This window comes from Mycobacterium sp. 012931, from assembly GCF_000419295.1.
Classification (GTDB): domain Bacteria; phylum Actinomycetota; class Actinomycetes; order Mycobacteriales; family Mycobacteriaceae; genus Mycobacterium; species Mycobacterium marinum.
This window is the reverse complement of record NZ_AOPX01000001.1, coordinates 2475172-2500855: the sequence shown is the minus strand read 5'-3', so window position 1 is coordinate 2500855 and position 25684 is coordinate 2475172. Positions and strand designations below refer to the sequence as shown.

19 protein-coding genes, 1 tRNA gene and 1 pseudogene are annotated in these 25684 nt (G+C 64.9%); 6 read left to right on the top strand and 15 right to left on the bottom strand.

Going from position 1 to position 25684, the window contains the following annotated elements:
• Positions 1–85: 85 nt before the first annotated feature.
• Positions 86–1762: an energy-dependent translational throttle protein EttA gene (gene ettA, locus MMSP_RS11185; RefSeq protein ID WP_020786699.1), complete on the bottom strand. Its 1677-nt coding sequence runs from the start codon at positions 1760–1762 to the stop codon at positions 86–88.
• A gap of 67 nt (positions 1763–1829) precedes the next feature.
• Entirely contained in the window at positions 1830–2348 is a 519-nt protein-coding gene (locus MMSP_RS11180; RefSeq protein WP_012395431.1) for a single-stranded DNA-binding protein, read from the bottom strand.
• 316 nt (positions 2349–2664) lie between these two features.
• Here MMSP_RS11180 and MMSP_RS11175 point away from each other — a divergent pair, with 316 nt between their 5' ends.
• Positions 2665–2883 carry a hypothetical protein gene (locus tag MMSP_RS11175; RefSeq protein ID WP_015356570.1) on the top strand — a complete coding sequence of 73 codons (219 nt, stop codon included), beginning with the start codon at positions 2665–2667 and terminating at the stop codon, positions 2881–2883.
• Positions 2884–2961: 78 nt separating this feature from the next.
• The gene (locus tag MMSP_RS11170; protein ID WP_020786697.1) at positions 2962–3891 is read left to right on the top strand and encodes a sterol desaturase family protein; all 930 of its coding nucleotides are present in this window, start codon (positions 2962–2964) and stop codon (positions 3889–3891) included.
• Between the two features lie 57 nt (positions 3892–3948).
• Here MMSP_RS11170 and MMSP_RS11165 read toward each other — a convergent pair whose 3' ends face one another.
• The 4 genes from MMSP_RS11165 to MMSP_RS11150 all read right to left on the bottom strand — a co-directional run bounded on the left by MMSP_RS11165 (position 3949) and on the right by MMSP_RS11150 (position 11183).
• Positions 3949–6315, bottom strand: a complete 2367-nt coding sequence (locus MMSP_RS11165; protein WP_020786696.1) for a glycerol-3-phosphate 1-O-acyltransferase — start codon at positions 6313–6315, stop codon at positions 3949–3951.
• Entirely contained in the window at positions 6312–8237 is a 1926-nt protein-coding gene (locus MMSP_RS11160; protein ID WP_020786695.1) for an HAD-IB family hydrolase/lysophospholipid acyltransferase family protein, read from the bottom strand. Before MMSP_RS11160 ends, MMSP_RS11165 begins: the two co-directional genes overlap by 4 nt.
• On the bottom strand, positions 8234–9697 hold the full coding sequence (locus MMSP_RS11155; RefSeq protein WP_036427213.1) for a wax ester/triacylglycerol synthase family O-acyltransferase: 1464 nt from the start codon (positions 9695–9697) through the stop codon (positions 8234–8236). Before MMSP_RS11155 ends, MMSP_RS11160 begins: the two co-directional genes overlap by 4 nt.
• A gap of 232 nt (positions 9698–9929) precedes the next feature.
• Positions 9930–11183 (bottom strand): alpha/beta hydrolase, encoded by a 1254-nt coding sequence (locus tag MMSP_RS11150; RefSeq protein ID WP_015356575.1) that lies wholly within the window; start codon positions 11181–11183, stop codon positions 9930–9932.
• 186 nt (positions 11184–11369) lie between these two features.
• On the opposite strand from MMSP_RS11150, the gene MMSP_RS11145 reads away from it, so the two are divergent.
• Positions 11370–11446 (top strand) — tRNA-Arg (locus MMSP_RS11145).
• 243 nt (positions 11447–11689) lie between these two features.
• Positions 11690–12397: a cutinase family protein gene (locus MMSP_RS11140; RefSeq protein ID WP_179953039.1), complete on the top strand. Its 708-nt coding sequence runs from the start codon at positions 11690–11692 to the stop codon at positions 12395–12397.
• A 653-nt stretch (positions 12398–13050) separates the two neighbouring features.
• Here MMSP_RS11140 and MMSP_RS11135 read toward each other — a convergent pair.
• The gene (locus tag MMSP_RS11135) at positions 13051–14526 is read right to left on the bottom strand and encodes a cobyric acid synthase (protein ID WP_020786691.1); all 1476 of its coding nucleotides are present in this window, start codon (positions 14524–14526) and stop codon (positions 13051–13053) included.
• 796 nt (positions 14527–15322) lie between these two features.
• Here MMSP_RS11135 and MMSP_RS11125 point away from each other — a divergent pair.
• A complete protein-coding gene (locus MMSP_RS11125) occupies positions 15323–15667 on the top strand; it encodes a hypothetical protein (RefSeq protein ID WP_036427209.1) in 345 nt (114 codons plus the stop codon).
• A 289-nt stretch (positions 15668–15956) separates the two neighbouring features.
• Positions 15957–16319: a hypothetical protein gene (locus MMSP_RS11120; protein ID WP_012395441.1), complete on the top strand. Its 363-nt coding sequence runs from the start codon at positions 15957–15959 to the stop codon at positions 16317–16319.
• Between the two features lie 18 nt (positions 16320–16337).
• On the opposite strand, the gene mmaA2 is transcribed toward MMSP_RS11120, so the two are convergent.
• The 8 genes and pseudogenes from mmaA2 to MMSP_RS11080 form a co-directional block, all read right to left on the bottom strand.
• The gene (gene mmaA2, locus MMSP_RS11115) at positions 16338–17207 is read right to left on the bottom strand and encodes a cyclopropane mycolic acid synthase MmaA2 (RefSeq protein ID WP_020786689.1); all 870 of its coding nucleotides are present in this window, start codon (positions 17205–17207) and stop codon (positions 16338–16340) included.
• A gap of 318 nt (positions 17208–17525) precedes the next feature.
• Positions 17526–18695: a dihydrolipoamide acetyltransferase family protein gene (locus MMSP_RS11110; RefSeq protein WP_020786688.1), complete on the bottom strand. Its 1170-nt coding sequence runs from the start codon at positions 18693–18695 to the stop codon at positions 17526–17528.
• The gene (gene bkdB / locus MMSP_RS11105; protein WP_020786687.1) at positions 18692–19738 is read right to left on the bottom strand and encodes a 3-methyl-2-oxobutanoate dehydrogenase subunit beta; all 1047 of its coding nucleotides are present in this window, start codon (positions 19736–19738) and stop codon (positions 18692–18694) included. The genes MMSP_RS11110 and bkdB overlap by 4 nt, the downstream gene beginning before the upstream one ends.
• Before the next feature lie 10 nt (positions 19739–19748).
• Positions 19749–20840 (bottom strand): pyruvate dehydrogenase (acetyl-transferring) E1 component subunit alpha, encoded by a 1092-nt coding sequence (pdhA, locus tag MMSP_RS11100; RefSeq protein WP_020786686.1) that lies wholly within the window; start codon positions 20838–20840, stop codon positions 19749–19751.
• Between the two features lie 340 nt (positions 20841–21180).
• Entirely contained in the window at positions 21181–22002 is an 822-nt protein-coding gene (locus MMSP_RS11095; RefSeq protein ID WP_020786685.1) for a CoA ester lyase, read from the bottom strand.
• On the bottom strand, positions 21999–22505 hold the full coding sequence (locus tag MMSP_RS11090) for a MaoC family dehydratase (RefSeq protein WP_011741488.1): 507 nt from the start codon (positions 22503–22505) through the stop codon (positions 21999–22001). Before MMSP_RS11090 ends, MMSP_RS11095 begins: the two co-directional genes overlap by 4 nt.
• Positions 22502–23668 carry an acyl-CoA dehydrogenase family protein gene (locus MMSP_RS11085; RefSeq protein ID WP_020786684.1) on the bottom strand — a complete coding sequence of 389 codons (1167 nt, stop codon included), beginning with the start codon at positions 23666–23668 and terminating at the stop codon, positions 22502–22504. The genes MMSP_RS11090 and MMSP_RS11085 overlap by 4 nt, the downstream gene beginning before the upstream one ends.
• Positions 23669–23674: 6 nt before the next feature.
• Positions 23675–25684 (bottom strand): annotated as a pseudogene (locus tag MMSP_RS11080) (biotin carboxylase N-terminal domain-containing protein).

The following is a 25684-nucleotide window of genomic DNA, read 5'->3' as shown; positions in this document are numbered from 1 at the left end:
GCATCGTCGCGGGGCACCACTTGACTGCCCCACTCCTCAGCAGCCATAGCGGCCGCATCGTCGCGGGGCCTTCGCAGAGCTGACACTAGTCGCGCGTCAACCTTCTATGAGTAACCCGGTGCGGCCGCGCAGCCTCGACGCCAAGCCGCTCAACCTTATTTTCTTCGTAGGCTCCGAAGTTCCCCTCGAACCAGAACCACTTGGCCTCGCTGTCAGCGTCGCCTTCCCACGCCAGGATGTGCGTGCACGTGCGGTCGAGGAACCAGCGGTCGTGCGAGATCACCACGGCACAGCCCGGGAAGTTGACCAGCGCGTTCTCCAGCGAACTCAGTGTCTCGACATCCAGGTCGTTGGTCGGTTCGTCCAGCAGGATCAAGTTGCCGCCCTGCTTGAGCGTCAGCGCAAGGTTGAGCCTGTTGCGCTCGCCGCCCGACAACACACCCGCGGGTTTCTGCTGGTCTGGTCCCTTGAACCCAAAGGCCGACACGTAGGCGCGCGAGGGCACTTCAGACTGGCCCACTTCGATGTAGTCGAGCCCGTCCGAGACGACTTCCCACACGGTCTTCTTCGGATCAATGCCAGCGCGAGTCTGATCGACGTAGCTCAACTTGACCGTTTCGCCGACCTTGACCGTGCCGCTGTCCGGCTCCTCGAGCCCCACAATGGTTTTGAACAGGGTGGTCTTGCCCACTCCGTTGGGGCCGATAACGCCGACGATGCCGTTGCGGGGCAAGGTGAAGGACAGGTCCTTGATCAGGGTGCGCCCGCCGAAGCCCTTGTCGAGGTGTTCGACCTCGACCACCACGGAGCCCAACCGGGGTCCGACCGGTATCTGGATCTCCTCGAAGTCAAGCTTGCGAGTCTTCTCCGCCTCGGCGACCATCTCCTCGTAGCGCTGCAGACGCGCCTTGCTCTTGGCTTGGCGCGCCTTTGCCCCCGACCGAACCCAGGCCAGCTCTTCCTGCAGCCGCTTTTGCAGCTTCGCGTCCTTTCGGCCCTGCACCGCCAGCCGATCGGCCTTCTTCTCGAGATAGGTCGAGTAGTTACCTTCGTACGGGTAGGCGCGGCCGCGATCCAATTCCAGGATCCATTCGGCGACATTGTCGAGGAAGTAGCGGTCGTGGGTGACCGCCAGTACCGCACCGGCATAGCTGGCAAGGTGCTGTTCGAGCCACTGCACGCTTTCCGCGTCGAGGTGGTTGGTCGGCTCGTCGAGCAGCAGCAGATCCGGTTTCGACAGCAGCAGCTTGCACAGCGCAACCCGCCGGCGTTCACCACCGGATAAGTTGGCCACCGGCTCCTCGGGCGGCGGGCAGCGCAGCGCGTCCATGGCCTGCTCCAGCTGCGAGTCGATGTCCCACGCGTCGGCGTGGTCCAAATCCTCCTGCAGCCGGCCCATTTCTTCCATCAGCTCGTCGCTGTAGTCGGTGGCCATCAACTCGGCGACCTCGTTGAATCGGTCGAGCTTCACCTTGATGTCGCCCAGACCCTCTTCGACGTTGCCCCGAACCGTCTTTTCCTCGTTCAGCGGCGGCTCCTGCAAGAGGATGCCGACCGTGGCCCCGGTAGCCAAGAACGCGTCGCCGTTGTTCGGCTTGTCCAAACCGGCCATGATCCGCAAGACGCTCGATTTTCCGGCCCCGTTAGGGCCGACGACACCGATCTTGGCGCCCGGGTAGAAGCTCAACGTGACGTCGTCGAGGATCACCTTGTCGCCGTGCGCCTTGCGGACCTTCTTCATCGCGTAGATGAACTCAGCCATGCCGCGGTATTGCCTTTCTAGTCTTTGGAGTTACCCCGCCGACCATCCTAGGCACCACCGCGCAGCGCTAAGCCGACAGTGGCAGTGCATTGCGATCGGCGGCGTCCGCACCCGCCGCAACGTCCGCAGTGTCAGCAACGTCGCGGGCGCTGTGGTCGTCGTTGTCGGCGACGTCCTCGCATCGCGTTGTGGCCGCGGCCGCCGCTGCCTTTTCCGGGCTCGGACCCGTGTACCCGGGCTTCTCGATACGCACAATGACGCGCGAGAGATCTGGACCGACGGAGGTTGCCCGCAGCTCGAGCGAGGAGCGGCGGTTGCCATCGCGGTCCTCGTACTCGCTGGTGTAGACGTGGCCCACGACAATCACCGGTGCACCTTTGCCCAATGCCGCCCCCACCCCGGTAACCAGCCTGCCCCAGCAGTTCACGGTGATGAACAGCGAGTTGCCCGGCTCCCAGCCGCCGTCTGCGGTCCGCCGGCGCGAATTGCTGGCGACCCGGAACTTGATGAACTCCTGATCGCCGACCTTCCGGCGCTGCGGGTCATTGACGATGTGACCGACCACGGTAAGAGGCGTTTCAAACATCTGCGCGATTCCCTTCGCTGGGTTGCTGTCGTTGGCTGTTTCGTGCCGCCCGCGGGTGGATCCGCGCGGTGCTGGCTGTCATTCACCTGCACCGCACCGACAGCCGCCCGAGGCGGGCGCGGTCCGTCCAACCCGCCTGTGGGCAAAGACGTGACTGTGGATCGAAGTCCCGAGCGTGGGGCCACGACCGCAGACCTGAAACCAACTGTCACCAGAATCTGAAAACCACCCGTCTCAGCAGGTCAACGGCGATAGCATCCAAAGGTCGTCGCATTTGCCAGCCACGGCGACCGGACAGCAAATGGAGGCTGCCACGGTGAACGCAAAGTTGAAGGGCCAGAGGATGGGCGTACGGGTGGCCTGGGTGGTCGGCACGCTGGTGGCGGCCGCTTATGCGCTGCTGGCGGTGGGCTGCTCATCGGATCTGAAAGGAACACCGGCCCCGGAGGGCGACGGCATGCCCGAAGGATGCTCAGGTCAGCTGGTACACGTCCCGGCCCCGACGTTTGTGGCACCCACACACATCGGTCTCTGAATCGGCTTCTGACCGCTCAGGGACCACGGCCTTGCTCAACAACGCGGCCGGGTGGGGTCTCACGATGCTAGGTGAGCAATGGAACGCGCCGTCCCGATATTTCTGACCGGGTTCATGGTGCTGGTGGGGCTGGACTTCCTCAGCTACCGGCTCGGCAAACAGCGCAACCGGTCACGCCCCAGCGTGTCCGCTCGCGATACCGCAGCCAACCTGTCGGTCTACGCCTTGGCCCGACTGACTCGATCGGTAGGCAGCGTCACCGCAGTACCGCTAGTCCTGATCGCCAGTTCGCTGACGCCGATCCACCTGCCGACCTCCCAGTGGTGGACCTGGGCGTGCGCACTGGTGCTGACCGACCTGGCCTACTACGGCAGGCACCGCATGACCCATCGGATTCGAGTGTTCTGGGCCGCGCATCATGTGCATCATTCGAGTCAGTACCTCAACCTGTCCACGGGGATGCGCACCCCCTGGCTGGTCCCCGGTTGGTTGTTCATATCAGCGGTCGTCTACGTGCCGCTGGCGCTGATCGGCTTCCCCGTCTGGATGATCTTCGCTTGCCACGCAATCGTGCTCTTCTATCAGTTCCCGATCCACACCGAGCGCATCAACCGACTGCCCAGACCGATCGAGTATCTGTTCAACACGCCTTCTCACCATCGTGTGCACCACGGCGCGAACAATCCGTACCTCAACAAGAACTACGGCGGCATTCTGATCGTGTGGGACCGACTGTTCGGTAGCTACGCCGAGGAAGACGAGCCGGTTCAGTACGGGTTGCAGCAGAACATCGCTACCCATAACCCGATCAAACTCAACTACCACGAATTCGCCGCAATGCTTAGCGACGTTGGGCGGGCAAAGACGCGGCGTGGCCGGGTCGGGTATCTGCTGCGCCCGCCCGGCTGGAGCGAAGTAGCCGAGACGCCTGCGCCCCGCTCACATGACAGCGATGATCACGCGGTTCCCGTCGATGGCCAGCACTGGGCGGCGGCAGGCAACGGCTAGCTGTTGCGGCGCCGGGCGGCGCCACTGGCGGCGTCGATCGCCGCACCGTCGCGGCGACTACTGAGCCTGTTGCTCGAGTCGCTCCTGACGGGCCTTGAGCTCACGAGCCACGAACCGGTTTCGCGCGATCTTCCCGACGTAGTCGAAATCACGCAGGATATTGCGCAATTCGGCCAGGAACGCGCTCCGACGCTCGGTCAGGTCTGGCGCGGGCTCGATCAGGTGCTGGTCGTCGACCACCTGACGTGCGGTTGCGAAGAGCAGTGTTGACACCGGCTCGCTGCTGCGGACCCGCGCCTGGGCCACGTATTGGCGCCCGAGGCCCAGCGCCAAGTCCGTCAGGTCCTTCTGTTTGATGTTCGCCGGAGCATCGCGCAGCACGTCGGCAACGATTGCGTAGGCCTCGAAGAACACCCGCAGCATGGCGTCCGAAATCAGCGGTCGCTTTGCATAAAGGATTGCGTCGATCTGATCGCCCCCGGCGGCGACCTGGCTTTCCCAGTCCTGGTGCCACGCCATCTCTTCGGCGATGTTGGCGCGAAATGCCGCCGAGTCGGCGAAGTAGAAGTCGAATTTCAGCAGATCCCGCAACCGCATCACCTGGTCCCAGAAGGCGGCCATGCGATCGCCTTCGGCGTGGCGGGCATGGGCCAGCGCAAGCTCCACGATCGAGGTTTCCAGGAAGGCGTGGATCACCGAATTCCGGTAGAAGGCCGCGGCGAGTTCGTCCTCGGGAGCGATGTACCAGACCGGTTCGCGGCCGCTGTCCACCCGGGTGACCGGGTGCGCGTTGGACAGGGCGTCCACGGCCGCCCGGACCCCCTCGCGCGAACGCAGCCGCAGCGCACTGGTCGACATCGGTGTCTGCTTGCGTTCGAGATAGTCAAGCGAATCCTGCAACGTGTGGTGCAACTGGCCAAGGGTTAGTGCGGTACCACGTGCGGTGAGCAGCAATGCACACACCAAACCGGTCGCGGTCATCGGCGTCGCTCGCAGAATCCGCCACGCGACCTCGAAGGACATCTTCTGCAGCGCAAGCCTTTTGGCCGCCAGATCATGGGTTATCGGACCATGCGGAACACCGAGGTACTGCCGCATGGAGACCGCTTCCGGGAAGCGCACATAGATCTTTCCGTAGTTGCGCTCGCCCTGTGCCTTGATGAAGTTGTAGAGCCAGCTGAAGCCCTCGGGTGTCTTCTCGGCGCCGCGCGCGTAGGCGGCGTATTCAGCGATCTCGTGCAGCTGGTCGAAACAGATCGAAACCCCTTGCAGCAGGATGTCGTCACTGCGCCCGTCGAGGTAGGCATCGGCGACATAGCTCATCAGGCCGAGCTTGGGTGGCAACATCTTTCCGGTGCGCGAGCGGGTGCCTTCGATGGACCAACTCAGGTTGAACCGCTTCTCGACGACATAGCCGACGTATTCCTTGAGCACGTACTTGTACAGCGGGTCGCCGGCGATATTGCGCCGGATGAAGATCATCCCCGCGCGCCGCATGAGCGGCCCCATCACGCCGAACGACAGGTTGACGCCGCCGAACATGTGCACCGGCGGCAGCCGGTTGTCCTGCATCGCCACCGGTACCACCGCCCCGTCGATGTAGGACCGGTGGGAGAACAGCAAGACAGCTGGATGGGCTTCCAGCGCGGTGCGCATGGCCGCGACCTGATATTCGTCGTAGTCGAATTCGGGATCGAATCCGCGGCTGATCAGCCTGCCCAGGACGGAAAAAACATCGACCGATGCCTGACTCCAGCCGGTGGCGAGTTCGTCGAGCATCTTGCCGGCTTCCTCGACAGTGGCGCCGGGGATCTTTTCCAGGCCGGCACGAAATCGTGCGGACGCCAACATCTCTGGCTTCACCAGCCGCGGCGATTTGTATTGCGGCCCAAGGATCCGGTACTCGGCGCGGGCCAGCGCCAGGATCGCCCGGCGGGCAACGAAATGGGCAAAGTCGTGTTGGTCCTCGCCAACGGTGTTGTCACACCACTGCTTGCGCAGCTCCGACACCGTGGCCGACTCCCCTGCCATCACCCTGGCACGCTGCGGGTCCGAACGCAGGATGCGGCGCTGCTGGCGGGGGTTGGGATGGCATGGATCGCGGCCCGGAAGAAGCCCGGCAACCTTTGCCAACCGGCTGCGATCCGCCGGCGGCTGCCAGAACACCTGGACCGGCACGATGGACCGATCTGCGCCGGCTTCGGAACCGGACTCGAGTTGCTCAACCAGCGCGGTCAGCGCGGCCGTCGGGGCATTTCGCGGCGGCAGCTTCAGGACGTCGAACTTTGCCCCTGGTGTGCGGGCCCGCTGCTCGCCCAGCCAATCCATGATCAGCTGCATTTCGACCGGCGAGCCCATCGAGGCCAGCACCAGCGTGTCTTCAGAGGTAAGGACTGCGCTGGTATCAGCGACCGGTTTGGTCACGGCCGTCCTTTGGGCCTAGAGCTCGATGACTCGGCCGCGTCGCTTCGGCCTGCGCCGAGTTGTTGCGCGTCGCCATCATGGGCAATGGGTTCGGGTGCGATCTCGGTCGGGTTCGACGCCTCGCCCACCGGCTTGGGTGCGGACAGCTCGGTGTCGGTGGCGGGCGTCGCAGCCTTTGCAGCCGCGCTCTCGGGCACCTTCTTCGCAGGCGCCTTCTTGGCGGGTGCTTTCTTTGCCGTCACCTTCTTGGCAGGTGCCTTCTTGGCCGGCGCCTTCTTCGCAGGTGCCTTCTTGGCCGGTGTCTCCTTCTTGGCGGCAGCCTTCTTCGCGGGTGCTTTCTCGGCCGGTGTCTCCTTCGCGGACGCCTTGGCAAGCTGCGCCTTGGCTTTCTTGGCCGCCTTTTCCTCGGCGTAGAGATTGACCTCGGGCAGTTCGTCGACCGGCCAGTCCTTGAGTGTGTCCAGATAGAGCTGGCGCACCTCGGCGATGCGGTCCGGAAGGGTGTCCAGCGTCCAGTCATCGACCGGGATCGGCGGAAACACTGCTATGTCGACGGTTCCCGGATTGATCGTGGTGGAGTTGCGGGAGGCGACGATCTCCGCATTGCGGATCACAATCGGCACGATCGGGATGCCGGCCGCCATAGCGATGCGGAACGGCCCTTTCTTGAAGGGACCAACCTCGGTGGTGTCCAACCGGGTGCCTTCGGGGGCGATCACGATGGATAGCCCGTTCTTTGCGCGTTCCTCCACGGTATGCAGCGTCTCGACGGCTGAGGCCGGGTCATCGCGGTCAATGAACACACCGTCGAGGACCTTGCCCAGCGTGCCCATGATCGGGTCGTTCTGCAGCTCTTTTTTGCCCACCCCAACCCAGTTGTCCCGGACCAGGGCACCAGCAATCACCGGGTCGACCTGGTTGCGGTGGTTGAAGATGAAGACGGCTGGACGCTGCGCGGTCAGATTCTCCTTGCCGACGACATTGAGGTGCACACCGCTGGTCGCAAGCAACAGCTGGGAGAAGTTCGAGGTAAAGAAATTCACCCCACGGCGGCGATTACCCGTCAGCAGGCCGATTCCCACTGCCCCGGCAGCAACCGGGAACATGGTGCTGAAACCGGCAAGCGTTCGTATCTGCCGGCGCAGGCCCACCCCCCCGCGGCTGTTGAACTTCAGGATGGGCCAGCCACGGCGTTTGGCCACCGCGGCCATCTTGCCTTCCGGGTTGGTCGGCCGCGGATTACCGACCAGGTACATCAGTGCGACGTCTTCGTCGCCGTCGGCGTAGAAGTAGCTGTCTTTGAGGTCGATGTCGTGCTCGGCCGCAAAACGCTGCACGGCTGCGACTTTGCCGGGACCCCATAGGATCGGCTTCACCACGCCACCGGTGAGCAGCCCGTCCTCATTGGTCTCGAACTTGTTGGTGAGCATGTTCACGATGCCCAGGAAGCGGGCCACCGGATTGACCTGAATGGTCAGGGCCGACGAGCTGAGCACGACGGTATGACCGCGCGCCACGTGCGCCCGGACCAGCTCGCGCATCTCCGGATAGATCCGCGACTCGATGCGCTGGGCAAACAGCCGCTCGCCGATCTCCTCCAAGTCGACGAGCTGGCGTCCGCGCAACGCCGAGGAGGCCGTGTTGATGAGCTGTTCGAACTCGATTCGTCCCAACGTGTGGTTCAGGCCCGCCTGAACCATGCTGAGCAGCTCCCCCACCCCTATGTCGCGGCGCCGCAGCCGCTCCTGGGTGAGGATGACGGCCGTGAAACCAGCCACCAGTGTGCCGTCGAGGTCGAAAAACGCGCCAACCTTTGGCCCCGCGGGGCTGGCCATGATCTCGGCGACGGAGCCGGGTAACCGTAGGTCCCCCGCCGCCTTGTCCTGCTCGCGCCCGTCACCTGGTTCTTCGGCGGCGCTCATGAATTGGACACCGATCGAGACTCCGATCCAGAGACAGTGGTGAAAGAGGCAGGAATCGAGCGCGGTGCGGGATCGCCGGCGAGCGCCAGGATCTCGTCGAAGCCCTCGACCAGGCAGCGGGCGAACAACTCGTCATGTCGGACCGAGGCCCGGTCGTAGCGCACGGTGATGGTGGCCCATCCGCCCCGGGAAATCAGCACCACCATCATCGCCACTCCCGGCAAGGGGCCAATCCCGTACTGGCGCAATATCTTTGCTCCAGCGACGAAGGTGTCCCCGGGGTAGACCGGCACGTTGCTGGCCTGCACGTCCGAGCCGATCACCGAACTGCTGATCCTCTCTAACACCGCCGTGGGTAGGACACTGAGCACTGGCGCCATGGACCCGACGACGTTCATCGCGGGCTCGTCGCGGCGCTGCGTCATCTGGGCTCGGATCTTTTTCATCCGCGCCACCGGATCGGCGGTGCCCACTGGCGCTGCCAGGTTGACGCCGGTGAACCGGTTGCCGCCGGCGCCGTCCGCATCGGCCCGCAGATTGACTGGGACCGCCATGGGCAGCGTGCTGATCGGCATCCCGAGGGCCTCGTAGTAGTGCCGCAGCGCGCCACACAGGCCCGCAAGATATGCGTCGTTGATCGAGCCGCCACCGGCCTTTGCGGCCTTGTGTAGCTCGGAGAGCCGAATGTCGATCGCCTCGGTGCGCGTGGTCAGGCTACGCCGGCGCAACAGCGGTGAGGGCTCAGCCGCGCGGTTCATCACCCGCACGCTCGACAGCGCATAGCCGACAATCCCCGAGACGGTGGCGGCCGGATCCAGCACCGCGCGTCCGGCCACCGAGACCGCCCCGGCTATCGCTCCCGCCACGCCGCCAACGAGGGCGATGGGCAGGTGGCCGATGCCCTCACGCATCAAGTCATTGGGCGACAAGTCCTGGGGAATCGGTAGCGGCGGTGTGGGTCTGGGCGCCGGATCCCGTTCCAGGTCATAGATCTGGGCGAACATCTCCACACCGCCGACGCCGTCGGTGACCGCATGGCTGACATGCAGCAGAGTCGCGGCCTTGCCGTCGGCCAAACCCTCGACCAGGGTGGCCGTCCATAGCGGGCGCGAGATATCCAGTGGCGATTGCAGGATCACCTCGGCCAAATCGAAGACGTCGCGTAGCGTGCCGGGCTCAGACACACGCACCCGGCGCACATGGAAGTCCAGGTTGAAGTCCGGATCCACCACCCAGCGCGGCGCCGCGGTCGGCAGCGTGGGAACAACCACCTTCTGTCGCAGCCGCAACACGCGTCGCGAGGCATTCTCAAACCGGGTCCGGAACCGCTCCCAGTCCGGCGTGGTATCGAGAAGCTCTAGGGCCATGATCCCCGAACGCGTCCGCGGATTCGCCTCGCCCCGATGCATCAAATAATCGACGGGCCCCAGCTCATCGGACAACCCAACCGCCTCAGCCATGATCACGACCCACTCGGCCAACTCGACGCGCCATCCTCGTCACCGCCAATCAAGCCTCCTGCTCAGTCCCCGCCAACCAAAGTGCCAACACAACGCTAGTCCGGTTGACGCGGCGGTGAAAGTGAGGATCCGCTCAGCACGGCATGCGCCGCGGACAAGCCCGCAAGACGACGTGGCTGGCAATCGAGTCGGTAACTCGGCGGTTCTCGCGTTCTGGCCGGCGCCTGCCGATTCAGCTGGCCGAATTCGCTGAGAACGCCAACGAACCCAGTACCGAGCTGGTCCAACGCCCGTAGACGACCCCCAGGAAGTCGGAGACCGCACTGGCGGCCAGCCGGGAGCGGACGGTTGGGGTGATGTCGAACGCGTGATGTGCGTTGGCGAGCTCGGCATAGGCCACGGTGTCGGCTCCGGCGCCCCGCAACGCTGCGCAGAACGCCCGCGCCTGCCCGCTTGGGACAAGCTCATCGCGCTCACCGTGCAGCACGAAGAAGGGCGGCGCCTCCCGGTGCACGTAAGAAATCGGGGAAGCAGCGGTGAACGGCTCCGGGTCGTCGGCGTAGCGGCTCTTCATCACGAAGTGCTCCAGGAACGGCAGCATCAATTCATGCATGTTGTCGAAGTCGGTGAAGTCGTAAACGCCGTAATAGGGCGCGACCGCCTGAACCGTCGTGTCGGCGTGTTCGAAGCCAGGCTGAAAAGCCGGGTCGCACGGAGTCAGCGCCGCCAGGGAGGCCAGGTGCGCACCGGCTGAGCCGCCGGTCAGGGCGATGAAATCGGGGTTGCCGCCGTAGGCGGCGATGTTCTCCCGGACCCAGGCAATCGCCCTCTTGACGTCCACCACGTGTGCGGGGAACTTGCAGCGCGGACTCTTGCTGTAGTTGATGGAGACGCAAATCCAGCCCAGCTCCACCATTCGGCTCATCAGCGTGTAGGCCTGCGGACGCTTCCCGTTGACGCTCCACGCTCCCCCAGGCACCTGGATCAGCACCGGGGCCCGGCCTCCCGGCGCCAAGTCGGGGCGGCGCCAGACATCGAGCAGATGTTCACGACCACCCGGCCCGTAGGAGATGTCGGAGGTCTGCGCCGCGTAGCGGCGGCGGGGTCCCGACGGCAGCAGGCCGCCGCGCGTCGCACACGCCGAGCCATCGCCGGAGGGGTGTGACACCAGGTCACGGAATTCCGATCCGAAGGACTCCTCGAGTGCCGCGGTGAGGGTCAGATCGGCCCGCTGGGCCGCCCACGCGGTGCCGTACCGGCCGATGGCCGGCGGAGAGACACGGGACAACGCGTACCCGGTCAGCACGTGCGGCGGAAATTCCGCGGACACCCAACCGGCTACCCAGCCGAGGGCAAACGGAGAACCCCGAAGCAACAGAGCTCCGGAACGGACAGCGTCGCGCGCGTCGGCCGCAAGCTGCGCTCCTTGGCGCAACGCTTCGGCACCTGCCCGCGAGCACCGCGAAGTCACACTGGCCATGCACATAACAAAGCCCACCCCTCGACGTCAGGCACACGCGTCGTTGCGGTAAACGGCCGATTACTAGCCGGTGTTGTACGTGTGTCGAGGCTCACACAATAACCGATTTCTGGCCCAGGCGAAGAATTTTGGGGCGCGTCGCGTCACCCAATCTGATCTTGAATCCGGCTTGGATAGACTGACCTGCGCATTGCCTCCGTAGCTCAGGTGGATAGAGCAAGGGCCTTCTAATCCCTAGGTCGCACGTTCGAGTCGTGCCGGGGGCACCAACCAAGGTGTGTGACGTCGGCTGATGCTCGACGTTTTACCTTCGGTCGATGCCTGACGGTGGCTTCGGGCCAGTGCCCTCGCGGCCGGCGATTGGGCGGGGCAACGGACCCCCGGCCGCCACCTGCGCCTCCTGGCGTCTCCGTGCAACACCGGACGCGTGAGCGCGATCGGTGGCCAGACCTGGTTTCCGCAGCGTTTCGCGGATGAGCATCGCACAATTTGGGCGCTCCGTTTCGGCCGCGATGTGCCAGCATCAAAACGTGAACGCACGCCAATTCACTCGTTTGCCGGGTGTCGGGCTCGCGACAATCTGCGCGGCCCTGCTGAGTGCCCCCCTGATCATTGCCTCCGCGTCGGCCGCCGCCTGCCCCGATGCCGAAGTGACGTTCGCCCGCGGGACCGCCGAGCCACCCGGCGTCGGTGGGGTCGGACAGGCATTCATCGATTCCCTACGCTCCCAGCTTGGCGGCCGGTCCCTCGGGGTGTATGCCGTCAACTACCCCGCCACCGAAGATTGGCCCCCGTCCGCATCCGCGGGCGCCACCGATGCCAGCACTCACGTTGAGTCCATGGCGGCCAGCTGCCCCAATACCAAGCTGGTGCTCGGCGGATATTCCCAAGGCGCGATGGTGATAGACCTGATCACGATCGCTCGAGCCCCCGTTGCCGGCTTCATCCCCCAAACGCTATCGGCGGAGGTGGCTGATCACGTCGCCGCGGTCGCCGTCTTCGGGAATCCGACCGACAGATATCTTGGCGGGCCAATAAGCGAGATCAGCCCCTGGTATGGCCATAAAGCGATTGACTTGTGTGCGCCCAACGATCCGATTTGCACCCCCGGCGCCCTTGCGCTGCCTTCTCACGATGAGATGTTCTCCGCGGCACACCTGTCGTATGCGCAGTCCGGGATGCCCAGTCAGGCAGCGACTTTCGTGGTGAGCCAGCTCTAGCGCGCGAGTCGGGGGATCACTTGCCGGTGGGATCGGCACACCCGGCTAGATCATGGTGGCCACAGCGAACTCGGCGCCGACGCCGGCCAGGCGTGGCCGTGGAGCACACCGGAAAGCCAACGAGTACTCGGCTAACAATGCCGATTAAAGCAGCCGATCTCCGGCCCTCGAGGCAAAGTCAACCCCTCGGCGCAACCCGTCACCAAAAACGCGTACAAACTGATGAATACCGCTCCGAGCAGCCATTTAAGCAGCATTCGCAGGTTGCCTGTCGTCATCTTGACCTCATTGTTCAGCAATCCATTATCAGTGTCTTGTTCTGCGCTTTCGTGCTTACAGCAAACGACAGTTGCTACCGCCACCGCCCGGCACTTGGACCCGGTCAGCGTATACCAAGAGGAATGAAATAGGGCAGAATCCGACTTTTCTAATAATCTAATAACGGCCGCAACCAATGCATATCGGCGCGCCCGGATCGGCCCGAATTTAATGACGCGATCTAGAATTCAGCTCCAAAATAAAAACGCGATTGCCAATTGCCGGCGAAGCCAACGCCGGCGCCCACGAGCGCGGGGTGAGCGCGTCCGGCCCGGTCGGGTCGATGACTACCGCACGTTCGAGTTGTGTCGAGGGTCGTCGACCGCTCGGTGCGATCACGGCGCGCCGGGCGGGAGGAAGGGCAAGGCCGGCGCGCAACCGTGCCGAGCCAGGGCGAGCAGTGCATCGACGTCAAGGTGACGTTCGACCAGATCGCCGAGCAGGTCCAGGCGGCGCTCGCGTGCCGCCGAGAACGAAGTGCCCGACCCAGTGAGCCCGAGCGTCTCGCGCAGGAAGGCCTCGCGCAGGGCATCCCCTTCGAGCGAACCGTGCCACATCGTCCCGAATACTTGTCCGTCACGCGCGCCGCCGAGGAACTGCTGAGCGGCGTCACCGGCGGTAATCCTGCCGTGATGTATCTCATAGCCCGAAGCGGTCACTCCGAGTCCCTGCCCGCGCGGCAAGCGCAGCACCTTCTCGGCGCCGAACGTGGTCTCCACGTCGAGCAAGCCCAAACCGTCGGCCTCGGCTACCGGCCCTTCCACACCGTCTGGGTCGCGAATCACCCGCCCCAGCATCTGGAACCCGCCGCAGATGCCGAGCAGCGGCTTGCCCGCCGCCACATGCGCCATCAGCGCACGGTCCAGGCCCCTCGCTCGTAGCCACGCCAGATCGGCGATCGTTGCACGGGTACCCGGGACCACGATCAGGTCGGCATCGCCCAGCCCTCGGGGGTCGGAAGCAAACACGACATCCAGGTCGGGTTCCAGACCCAGTGCGTCGACATCGGTGAAGTTGCTGATCCGTGGGAGGCGCACGACGGCCACCCGATGGGCCCCCGCGCTCGCCGCGCGCCGGCCGGTCAGGTCGAGGGCGTCCTCTGAGTCCAGCCAGAGGTCAGCGTGCCACGGCAGCGTGCCGAACACCTGTCTGCCCGTGACCCGCTCGAGGTCACGCAGACCTGGTGCCAGCAAGTCGAGGTCGCCACGGAACTTGTTGACGACAAACCCCGCGACCAGCGCCTGGTCCTCGGCAGACAGCAGCGCGATGGTTCCGAAGAATGCCGCGAACACCCCTCCGCGGTCGATGTCGCCGACAACGATGGTCGGCAGTTCCGCGTGACGGGCAAGCCCCATGTTGACGTAGTCGCCCGCACGGAGGTTGATTTCGGCTGGGCTGCCGGCACCTTCGGCGACGACGACGTCGTAGCGGGCCGCCAGGTCGTCGAAGGCTCGGTGCGCCGTATCGGCGAGAACCTGCCGGCCCTCGAACCAGTTGGACGACGCCAGTTCGCCCCAGGATCTGCCCATCAACACCACGTGGCTGCGGTGGTCACTCCCCGGCTTGAGCAAGACCGGATTCATGGCCGCCTCAGGTGTCGCGTTGGCCGCGAGCGCCTGCACCCATTGCGCGCGACCGATCTCCACACCCGCGCCACCCGGGCCTTGGCAGACCATCGAGTTGTTGGACATGTTCTGGGCCTTGAAGGGCGCCACCCTGACGCCGCGTCGGGCGAACGCACGACAAAGACCGGCGGTTAGGGTGCTCTTACCGGCGTCGCTGGTCGTACCGGCCACCAGCAAACCCGGCATCAGCCGTGCCTCGGTAGGTAGAGATCTATTGCCCAGCCCGCCTTCGCCTCGTGTTCGGGAAATCGTGGATCATCGACATTCGAAATCTGTTGCGATGCTGCTCCTTTAGGCGCTGACCGACACGGTGTCCGTATCCACACTAGAGCCTCGGCGGCGCCGCCATCAGGCGCCGGAGGGGATCTGGGGCCGGACCGGCTGGGCGTCCACCTTCCCGGGTCGGCGCCGAGAGCGCGGCGATGCCGGCAGCAATCGCCATGACGATAGCCGGGTTGATCGAAATAGATTGCGATCGTTGATCTTTGGTCGGCAGCCCGGCCACCGGTAACCATCCGGGGCGGCTCGTGGAGGTGCAGCGCCGGAGGTCGGCAACCCAGCCAGTGCCGAGTAAGACCGGCGCGGCAAATGGACTCGAGGGCTACCTCACCCAGCATCGACGCGAGACCAGCCACCGGAAGCCAGGGGCCATCCGAAGTGAATCCGTCAACGATCAGCCGACTCTGAACTCACGCGTCAGCACCAATTGGATGCCGCAGATCACCAGGGCTCCGGCGTTCCCTGCACAGATCACCCGGCCAACCCAAGCCGACTTCGCCGATCGGCCGCGTCGGTAAGTGGCAATTATAGACATTCCCGAAGCCGGCGTTTCGGTGCTAGTTTTTGACCGGTACCTATCGGACAAGATTTTCGTTGGGAAGGTCGTGCACTTATGTATGCTGGGTCGCCGCGGCCCATCCGCAAGCTTTAACCAATGCTCGGAATCGGGCTGCATTCGTTCAACATTCCTGACGGAGTCAAAATGATGCTCAAGCTCAGTCGCCTTGGCGCTGCGATATTGGGTGGTGTCGCGGCGTTGATGTTTTCTACCGCGGTCGCCACCGCTGATCCGCCCGACCCACACCAGCCGGACATGACCAAGGGCTACTGCCCTGGCGGTCGATGGAGTTGGGGCGAATTGGCCGTGTGTGACGGCGAGAAATACCCGGACGGGTCGTTCTGGCACCAGTGGATGAGGACCTACATGACCGGCCCGCAGTTCTACTACGACTGCGTCGGTGGCGACGAACCACTCCCCGGCCCGCCGCCCCCCGGTGGCTGCGACGGAGCTATTCCACCCGCGGATGCTCCCCCACCCGCAAACTGACCGCGACCGGCTCGTTCACCTTGCTTTCTGCAAGGTGAATTAATTGACGTCGATGTAGCCGTCCCGAAACGGCTTGGAGCGCCGATGAGGCACCTCATATAGCGCTCTTAGCCCCCGTCGGACCGAATCTCGATGGCATCGTCTGGCCTCATCCATTCGAGGTCCATTTGAGGTCCATTTGAGGTCTATTCGGGCTTCCAAAGCCCGCCCCACAGGTCGAGGTTCACCGCAAGTTCTGATCATTGCGTGGAATCGGCTGTATTCATTAAATATTTCCAATGGAGGCAAAATGATGCTCAAGCTCAGTCGCCTTGGCGCTGCGATATTGGGTGGTGTCGCGGCGTTGATGTTTTCTACCGCGGTCGCCACCGCCGGTCCGCCCGACCCGCACCAGCCGGACATGACCAAGGGCTACTGCCCTGGCGGTCGATGGGGTTGGGGCGAATTGGCCGTGTGTGACGGCGAGAAATACCCGGACGGGTCGTTCTGGCACCAGTGGATGAGGACCTACATGACCGGCCCGCAGTTCTACTACGACTGCGTCGGTGGCGACGAACCACTCCCCGGCCCGCCGCCCCCCGGTGGCTGCGACGGAGCTATTCCACCCGCGGATGCTCCGCCGCCCGCGGATGCTCCCCCACCCGCAAACTGATCGCGACGACCAGCCAGTTCACCTTGCTTTCTGCAAGGTGAACTGGTTGACGTCGATGTAGCCCTCCTGGAACAGCTTGGAGCAGCCGGTGAGGTACCTCAGATAGCGCTCATAGACCTCGTCGGACTGAATCTTGATGGCCTCGTCCTTACGAACTTCCAAGGCCTCAGCCCACAGGTCGAGGGTTTTCGCATAATGCAGCTGCAACGAGTGGCGCCGAGTCAGGGTGAAACCGGGCTTGACCGACTGCTCCTCCACCATCTCGATGGTGGGCGGATGGCCGCCGGGGAAGATCTCGGTTTGGATGAACTTGAGGAAGCGGGCCAGCCACAGGGTGAGCGGCAGACCGTTCTCGACCATCTGCGACATCGTCAGCCCCGTGATCGTGTGCAGCAGCATCACCCCGTCGCTGGGCAGGATGTTGTGGGCCAGGGTGAAGAAGTCGTCGTAACGGTCGTGACCGAAGTGCTCGAACGCGCCGATCGAGACGATGCGGTCGACGGGCTCATCGAACTGCTCCCAGCCCTCCAGCAGCACCCGCCGGGTGCGTGCGGTGTCCAGCTGGTCGAACGATTTCTGCACGTGGGCGGCCTGGTTCTTGGACAGGGTCAGGCCGACGACGTTGACGTCGTATTTCTCGATCGCGCGGCGCATGGTGGCGCCCCAGCCGCAGCCGATATCGAGCAGTGTCATGCCGGGCTCCAAGCCCAGCTTGCCCAGCGCCAGGTCGATCTTGGCGATCTGCGCCTCTTCCAGCGTCATGTCATCGCGCTCGAAGTAGGCGCAGCTGTAGGTCAGGGTGGGATCCAGAAACAGCCGGAAGAAATCGTCGGATAGGTCGTAATGCGCCTGTACGTCATCGAAACGCGGCGCTAGATGTTTGGCCATGAAACAGGAGTCCTTTCGGCCCGAAGACTGCCATTGTGTGCTGATGCGAAGCGCGACAATGCGCTCCTCAAGCCATGCTGGACACGAGCAATCCGCGACGGCGCGATACCACTACATGGCTTTGTCAGGAACCCACGTTACGGGCTCGTGAATCGGCAAGCCAAAAGCCCAGGCCATGGGGCTGGGCGGGTGTCGCAACGATGTTGGCGTGCGGTTTCGCGCCGGTACTAGGCTCCGGCTGCCGCCAGTGCGATCAACAGGGCACCGGAGGACAGAAGTGAGAAGAAAATCACCGGCCGCCGCCCGGGTGGATTGGCCCTACAGGTCCAACAGCGCGGTCTCCGGCGCCTCGATCAGACCGCGCAATTCACAGATGAACCGGGCGACTTGGGCGCCATCGGCGACGCGGTGGTCGAACACGCAGGTCAATGACATCGTCGGCCGCACAACAACCTCGTCACCGCGGACCACCGGCCGCGGCTTGATTGACCCCATGCCCAGGATGGCGGCTTCGGGATGGTTGATCACCGGCACTCCGTCATCGACGCCCAGCGCCCCGTAGTTCGACACGGTGAACGTCGATCCGCGCAGCTGCCCGGGTGCAAGGGTGCCTTCGCGCGCACCGGTGATCAGCTCTGCCGCGCGGCAAACCAATTCACGCGTGGTCATGCGATGGGCATCGGCGATCACCGGCACCAACAGTCCGCGCTCGGTAGCTACACCGAAACCCAAGTGCACTCCCGGGTGCAGATGAACCTGCGGCCCTCCTGGCGAATCGACCCATGTCGAGTTGAGTAGCTCGTTGTTCTTCAGAGCGATAACCAACATTCGCAGCGCCAACGCGAACGGCGTCGCCGGCGGCACCGCCGCCCGGAACTGTTCGCTGAGCCTGAGCAGTTCGGTGCAGTCAACCTCGACGCTAGCTTTCGAAGCCGGGATTTCTTGGCGGGACAGGCTCATTTTCTCCGCCATGTGTGCCTGCACACCACGGACTTCCCGAACCCGCGCTGACGCTCCGGCGCCCTTCGCGGCGGCCAGTACATCGGCCCGGGTGATCACCGTGCTACCCCGCTGCAGCGAAGCGAGGTCAACCATGAGTTCCTTGGCCAGCTTGCGCACCGGCGGGGCCGCGCGCGGCCGGCCTGGGCGCCTGCTGGTGTCGATGGCCGCGTCGGCGCCGTAGCCCACCAGCGTCGGGACCGCGATCTCACCGTTGGTCGGGGCCGACAACTCCGGTGCCGTGTCGATGCGCACAAGTGCTGCGCCCACTTTGATGACATCGCCTTCGGCGCCACCGAGTTCAACGATGCGACCGGCGTAGGGGCTCGGGATCTCGACTTCGGCCTTGGCGGTCTCCACCGAACACAACACCTGATTGAGTTCGACATCATCACCAACCGCGACGGCCCAGCACGTCACGGTGACTTCCTCGAGGCCCTCACCAAGGTCGGGCACCTGGAAGCACTTCAGCCGGTCGCCGGTGCTCATGGCTGCCCCAGCACCCGTTCGACACAATCCAGCAGCCGGTCGGGCCCGGGCAGCCACAGCCGCTCCAATCGTGCCGGCGGATACGGAGTGTCAAATCCGCAGGCGCGCAATACCGGAGCCTCCAGTTCGTAGAACAACTCCTCCTGTATCCGGGCGGCCAGCCCGGCGCCGTAGCCCAGGCTGCGCGGCCCCTCGTGCAGCACCACACACCGTCCGGTCCGGCGGATCGAGGCGGCGATGGTTTCGAAGTCCAAGGGGATCAGCGACCTGAGGTCGATGACTTCTAGACTCCAACCCTGTTGGTGTGCAGCGTCTTCAGCGGCCGACAGCGCGGTCGAGACCAGGTTTCCGCAGGTGATGACGGTCACGTCGGCCCCGGCCCGGCAAATCATCGCTTGACCGATCGCAGGTTCCGGCCGGCTGGTGTCGACGGGTCCGCGAACCTGGTACCGGCGCTTGGGCTCCAGATACATGACGGGATCTGGGCAGGCGATGGCGTGGCGCAACAGCCAGTAGGCATCGCCGGGGGTTGAGGGAACCACCACCTTCAAGCCCGCCGTGTGCGCCCAGTAGGACTCGGTGGAGTCCGAATGATGTTCCGCGGCGCCGATGCCGCCGAACGACGGGATCCGAACGGTTACCGCCATATTGACCTCGCCGCGGGTGCGGGTCCGGTACTTGGCCAGGTGACTGACCACTTGATCGAATGCCGGGTAGGAAAAGCCGTCGAACTGGATCTCGGGCACCGGCACGAAGCCGCGCAGCGCCAGCCCCACCGCGATGCCGATCAAAGCCGACTCGGCTAACGGGGTGTCAAAGCATCTGTGCTCACCAAAGGTTTCGGCCAATCCCTCAGTCACCCGGAAGACGCCGCCCGCAATCCCAACATCCTCGCCGAAGACCAGCACGCGATCGTCAGCCGCCATCGCGTCATGCAAGGCCTGGTTGAGCGCTTGCACCATGGTCAATGACTGCATGGTGCCCACCACCGGCGCGGCCGGAGCCGGGCCGGGACGGGCTGGCGGATCGGCGATCTGTGTCATGAACGGCTCCTCAGTCGATCCGGTCCAGTTCGGCCCGCAGCTGTTGGCGTTGAGTTTGCAGCCCGGGGGTGATCTCGGCGAATACGGTGGTGAACACGTCGTCGACGTCGAAGTCGGACGCGCCGAATACCGCTTCACGCAGTTCGGCGCGCAGCCGACCGGACCGTGCGGCAACGCGTTCTTCCAGACGCTGCGACCACAGCCCCTGGCCCTGCAAGTAGGAGCGGTAACGCGAGATCGGATCCAGCGCCAGCCAGTGATCCACCTCCTCCTGGCTTCGATATCGGCCCGGATCATCGGCCGTCGTGTGAGCGCCGACTCGGTAGGTCACCGCCTCGATCAGGGTTGGCCCGTCGCCGCGTCTGGCCCGGGCAGCGGCCTCGGCCGTCACGGCATAGCAGGCCAACACGTCATTGCCGTCCACTCGAATGCCTGGCATCCCATATCCAATTGCCTTGTGCGCAATCGAGGGTGCGGCCGTCTGCTTGGACACCGGAACTGAGATCGCCCACTGGTTGTTCTGCACGTAGAACACGCACCCGGCATCGAACACGGCCGCGAAGTTCAGCGCCTCGTGTACGTCTCCCTCACTGGTGGCGCCGTCGCCCAAAAACGCGACCGTCACCGAGTCCTCGGCCAAGCGCTGTGCGGCCATTGCCGCGCCGACGGCGTGTAGGGCCTGGGTACCTATCGGAACCGAGATCGGGGCACAGCATTTCTTGGTGAACTCCAGCCCGCCATGCCAGGTTCCGCGCCACGCCGCTCCGACGTGCCCCGGCGGAATGCCGCGCACCAGATAGGCGCCCAATTCGCGATATTGCGGGAACAACCAGTCCGTCTTGCGCAGACACGCTGTCGCGCCGACCTGCGCGGCCTCTTGACCACGGCAGGACGCGAACAGCGCCAATTCCCCCTGCCGCTTCAGATTGATGAACTCGGCGTCGAGCTCCCGGGTGACCACCATCATCTCGTAGAGCCAGCACAGCGTCTCTTCGGGAAGATCACGGCTGTAGCGGTGTTCGTCGGTGGGCTCGCCATCGGCGTTGACCAGCTGAACCGGCTCCAGGCCGACAGTCATCGGGATCCGAGGTCGATCTGCCATGCCGCCTCCTCAGCTCGAAGCCAAGGTCACGCCGTCAGACGATGCCGTCCTGCCGATCGTCGATCACCGACCAACCGCGTTGCATCCTTTGCCAGCGTCAGCGGCGCGGCACCCACAGCAAAACCCGAGCGGGAACCGCCGCGAGCCCAGAGCACATCGCCAGAGCCCCGATAGGCTCTGCTCGCCGCGACACCGACGCGCCATCCATTATGCCCTCGAACACGAAGACGCCGCGGCGATTGCGAGATCCGCGCAGCCGTGTCGCCCCAGCGGCGATCGCCGAGTATCACTGGGCGGGCCGCCGCACCGTCGAACGCGATTGGGGTGAAATCAGCAACCGTCACGCGGGGACGGATTCCCCGGCCCGCCGCAGCAGCATTTCCGCGTGCCTGAGCACCGGGGAGTCGACCATCTGCCCTTCGAACGCGAACACGCCCCGCTCGGTGCGTGCTACGACGAGCACGCGCCGCGCCCAGGCCAGCTTCTCTTCGTCGGGGCGATACGCCTTGCGCACCACCTCGACCTGGCTGGGGTGGATGCACACCGTAACGTCGAAACCCAACGTTGCCGCATCGATCGCCTCGGCGTGCAGACCGTCGACATCGCCGATGTCCAGATGCACCGCGTCCAGCGCCAGCCGGCCAAACGCTGACGCCGCGAGCAGAATCGTCGAGCGCACGTGACGCGCCACATCGCGATAGGTGCCATCGCCGCGCCGGCTGGAGCTGCCGCCCAGGGTTGCGATCAGATCCTCGGCGCCCCACATCATGCCAACGGTGTTGTCGGCGGCCGCGATCTCCGCGGCGAAAAGCGCACCGCGCGCGGTCTCCACCAGCGCAATGACGTCGCGGGGCGCAAGTAGCGCCAACTGTGCGACCGACTCCGCCTTGGGCAGCATCACCGTCGTATAGGCAGTACCCGCCAAGGCCGCCAAGTCGCGGGCTTGTTCATCGGTATCGCCCGCGTTGATGCGCACGATGGTTCGCTCCGGATCCAGCGGGGTGTCCAGCAGCGCCTGGCGCGCGGCAGGTTTCTGCGCTTCGGCCACACCGTCCTCGAGGTCGAGGATCACCACGTCGGCGGCGGCTGCTGCCTTCGCGAAGCGTTCCGGGCGGTCCGCCGGGCAGAACAACCAGGCCGGACCAGCGGTACGCAGCTTCATTTCGCCTCCTCACTGGGCCTCTTCTGCACGAGCGTGGTCCGCACCGCCCGAGCAACGACATCGCCGTGCTGGTTGCGGCCGGTGTGTTCGAGGGTGACGATGCCTTCTCCGGGACGGCTTTTCGACTCACGCTTGCCGGCACAGACCGTCTCGGCGTACAGGGTGTCGCCATGAAAGACCGGCTTGGGGAAAGACACCTCAGAGAAGCCGAGATTGGCCACAATGGTGCCCAGCGTCAGCTGGGCGACCGACAACCCCACCAGCGTTGACAGAGTGAACATCGAGTTCACCAGCCGCTCACCCCGGAAACCCGGCTGCTCGGCGGCCCAGGCCGCGTCCAGATGCAGCGACTGGGTGTTCATCGTCAGCGTGGTGAACAAGACGTTGTCCGCCTCGGTGACCGTACGGCCGGGCCGGTGCAGATATGTCGTACCGATCTCGAACTCTTCAAACCACAAGCCGCGCTGCACCACCGACTTGCCGGCGGGCTCCCGTTCGCTCACGACAGGCCCAGTGAACGGGCGATGAGCATCAACTGCACCTCGGTGGTGCCCTCGCCGATCTCAAGGATCTTGCTGTCGCGATAGTGACGGGCCACCGGGTACTCGTTCATGAAGCCGTAGCCGCCGTGGACCTGGGTCGCGTCGCGGGCATTGTCCATCGCAGCCTCCGAGGAGATCATCTTGGCGATCGCCGCCTCCTTCTTGAAGGGCTTGCCCGCCAACATCTTTGCGGCAGCCTCGTAGTACGCGGTGCGGGCCACGTGTGCCCGTGCTTCCATGCGCGCGATCTTGAAGCTGATCGCCTGATAGGAACCGATCGGCTGACCGAAGGACTGACGCTCCTTGGCATACTTGACGCTTTCGTCGACACAGCCCTGAGCGACACCTGTCGCCAACGCGGCGATCGCGATTCGGCCCTCGTCGAGGATGGATAGGAAATTCGCGTAGCCCTTGCCACGGATTCCAAGCAGATTCTCTTCCGGCACGCGCGCGTCATCGAAGCTCAGCGGGTGGGTGTCCGACGCGTTCCAGCCGACCTTGTTGTAGACCGGTTCCACGATGAGTCCCGGCGTGCCGCTGGGCACGATGATCGTCGAGATCTCCTTCTTGCCATCGGCGATGCTCCCCGTGACGGCGGTGATGGTGACCAATGAGGTGATGTCGGTGCCTGAGTTGGTGATGAACTGCTTACTGCCGTTGACGACCCATTCGCCGCCGTCGAGGCGTGCGGTGGTGCGGGTGCTGCCGGCGTCCGAGCCCGCGCCAGGTTCGGTGAGCCCGAAACCGGCCAGCGCACGCCCGGCCAGCAGATCCGGCAACCACTTGCTCTTCTGTTCCTCGTTGCCGAACCGGTAGATCGGCATGGCGCCCAGACCCACACCCGCTTCCAGGGTGATCGCCACCGACTGGTCAACCTTGCCGAGCTCCTCGAGCGCCAGGGCTAGCGCGAAGTAGTCCCCGCCCATTCCCCCGTATTCTTCGGGGAACGGCAGGCCGAACAACCCCATCTCGCCCATCTTGGCCACGACTTCGTAGGGAAAGCTATGTTCCTCATCGTGTTTGGCCGATACCGGCGCAACCACCGACCGCGCGAAGTCGGCCACCGTGTCGCGCAGATCCTGATATTCCTTGGGTAATGTTCCTGCGGAGATCGCTGTCGTCATGATCTTTCAATCCTTGCTCTCGGCTGAATCCTTGCTCTGGGCTTGTTCGGTGTCGGGGATCAACCGAGCCAACACCTGCTCGACCTTGACCTGATCGCCGACGGCCACAAGCACCTCCACTCGGCCTGAAATCGGCGCGACCAGTGGGTGTTCCATCTTCATTGCCTCGATGATCACCACCACGTCGCCCTCGGACACCGCGGTGCCGGACTCGGCCTGCACCGCGATCACATTGCCGGGCATCGGGCTGACGACTTCGGCGGGGCGCTCCCCCGCCGCACGGTGGATCTTGTGCTCCTCGGCCTCGCGAATGTGCCAGGTCCCGCGTACGTCGGCGATCCACAGGTGCCGCTCCGCCTCCGCCCATCAGTAGTCGCGACGCAGGCCATCCACCGTCACGCTCATCACACCGGGCGCGAGCTGCACACTCGCTAAAAGCATCTCGCCATCGCCGACCTGGACGTGGGCCCCCTCCGGCAGACCGAACACCGATACCGTCTCGGTCCGCAACGGGGTCTGCATCGCGGTGCGCACCGGTGCCGTTACCCCACCGACACGCCACCCACTGGGCGCGGCCCACAGACTGCCGGCGGCGCGGCGCGATAGCGCTTGTTGGACATACAGGCCGGCAGCGGCGAACACATCATCGGGTGCCGCCAACGGCACGAAATCGGCCAGGCGTTCGTCCAGCAACGCGGTGTCGAGGTCTCCCGCCCGCACCCGCTCGTCAGCCAGCAGAAAACGCAGGAACTCAACATTGGTCTGCACACCCAGGATCGCGGTGTGGGCCAGCGCCCGGTCGAGCCGCTCCAACGCCTGCTCACGGTTGGCTCCGTGCGCTATCACCTTGGAGAGCATCGGGTCGTAGTCGCTGCCCACCACGGTGTCGGCCAGCAGCGACGAGTCCACCCGGATACCTGTGCCGCTCGGTTCGGCCACCTACAGCACCCGGCCACCGGTGGGCAGGAATCCCCGTGCGGGGTCCTCCGCGTACACCCGTGCCTCGATCGCGTGCCCATTTAGGTCGATGTCGTCTTGGGCAAACCCGAGCTTTTCACCGGCGGCCACCCGCAGCTGCCACTCGACCAGGTCTAGCCCGGTCACCGCCTCGGTGACCGGATGTTCCACCTGCAGTCGGGTGTTCATCTCCATGAAGAAGAACTCATCCGGGCGATCGCCCGACACGATGAATTCCACGGTGCCGGCTCCGACGTAGTCGACGCTGCGGGCGGTGTTACACGCCGCGGCTCCGATCCGCGCCCGGGTTGGGGCGTCCAGCAGTGGCGACGGCGCCTCCTCGATGACTTTCTGGTGGCGCCGTTGCAGGCTGCACTCGCGCTCGCCGAGGTGCACCACGTTGCCGTGCGTGTCGGCAAGCACCTGCACCTCGATGTGCCTGGGACGCAACACGAACCGCTCCAGAAACAGGGTGTCGTCACCGAACGCGGATGCCGCTTCCCGCCGCGCGCTGACCAGCGCCTCACGCAGCCGCGCCGGCTCCTCCACCATGCGCATGCCCTTGCCACCGCCACCGGCCGAGGGCTTGACCAGCACCGGGTATCCGACCTCGTCGGCTGCGGCGATCAGGTCATCGTCGGCCAGTCCGGGTCGCGCGATGCCCGGCACCACCGGAACGTCGAAGGCGCTGACCGCGTTCTTGGCGGCGATCTTGTCGCCCATCACCTCGATCGCGCCCGCGGGTGGCCCCAGGAAGACCACCCCGGCGCGATCACAAGCCGCGGCGAATTCGGCGTTCTCGGAAAGAAACCCGTAGCCCGGGTGGATCGCCTGGGCCCCGGTGCGTACCGCCGCATCGATCACCTTGCCGATGTCGAGGTAACTCTCCCGCGCCGCGGCGGGACCCAGCCGCACCGCGGTGTCGGCCTCGATCACGTGCCGGGCCCGGGCGTCGGCGTCGCTGTACACGGCAACCGAGCGGATCCCCAGCCGCCGCAAGGTGCGGATCACTCGCACCGCGATCTCGCCGCGGTTGGCCACTAAGACGGTGTCAAACAT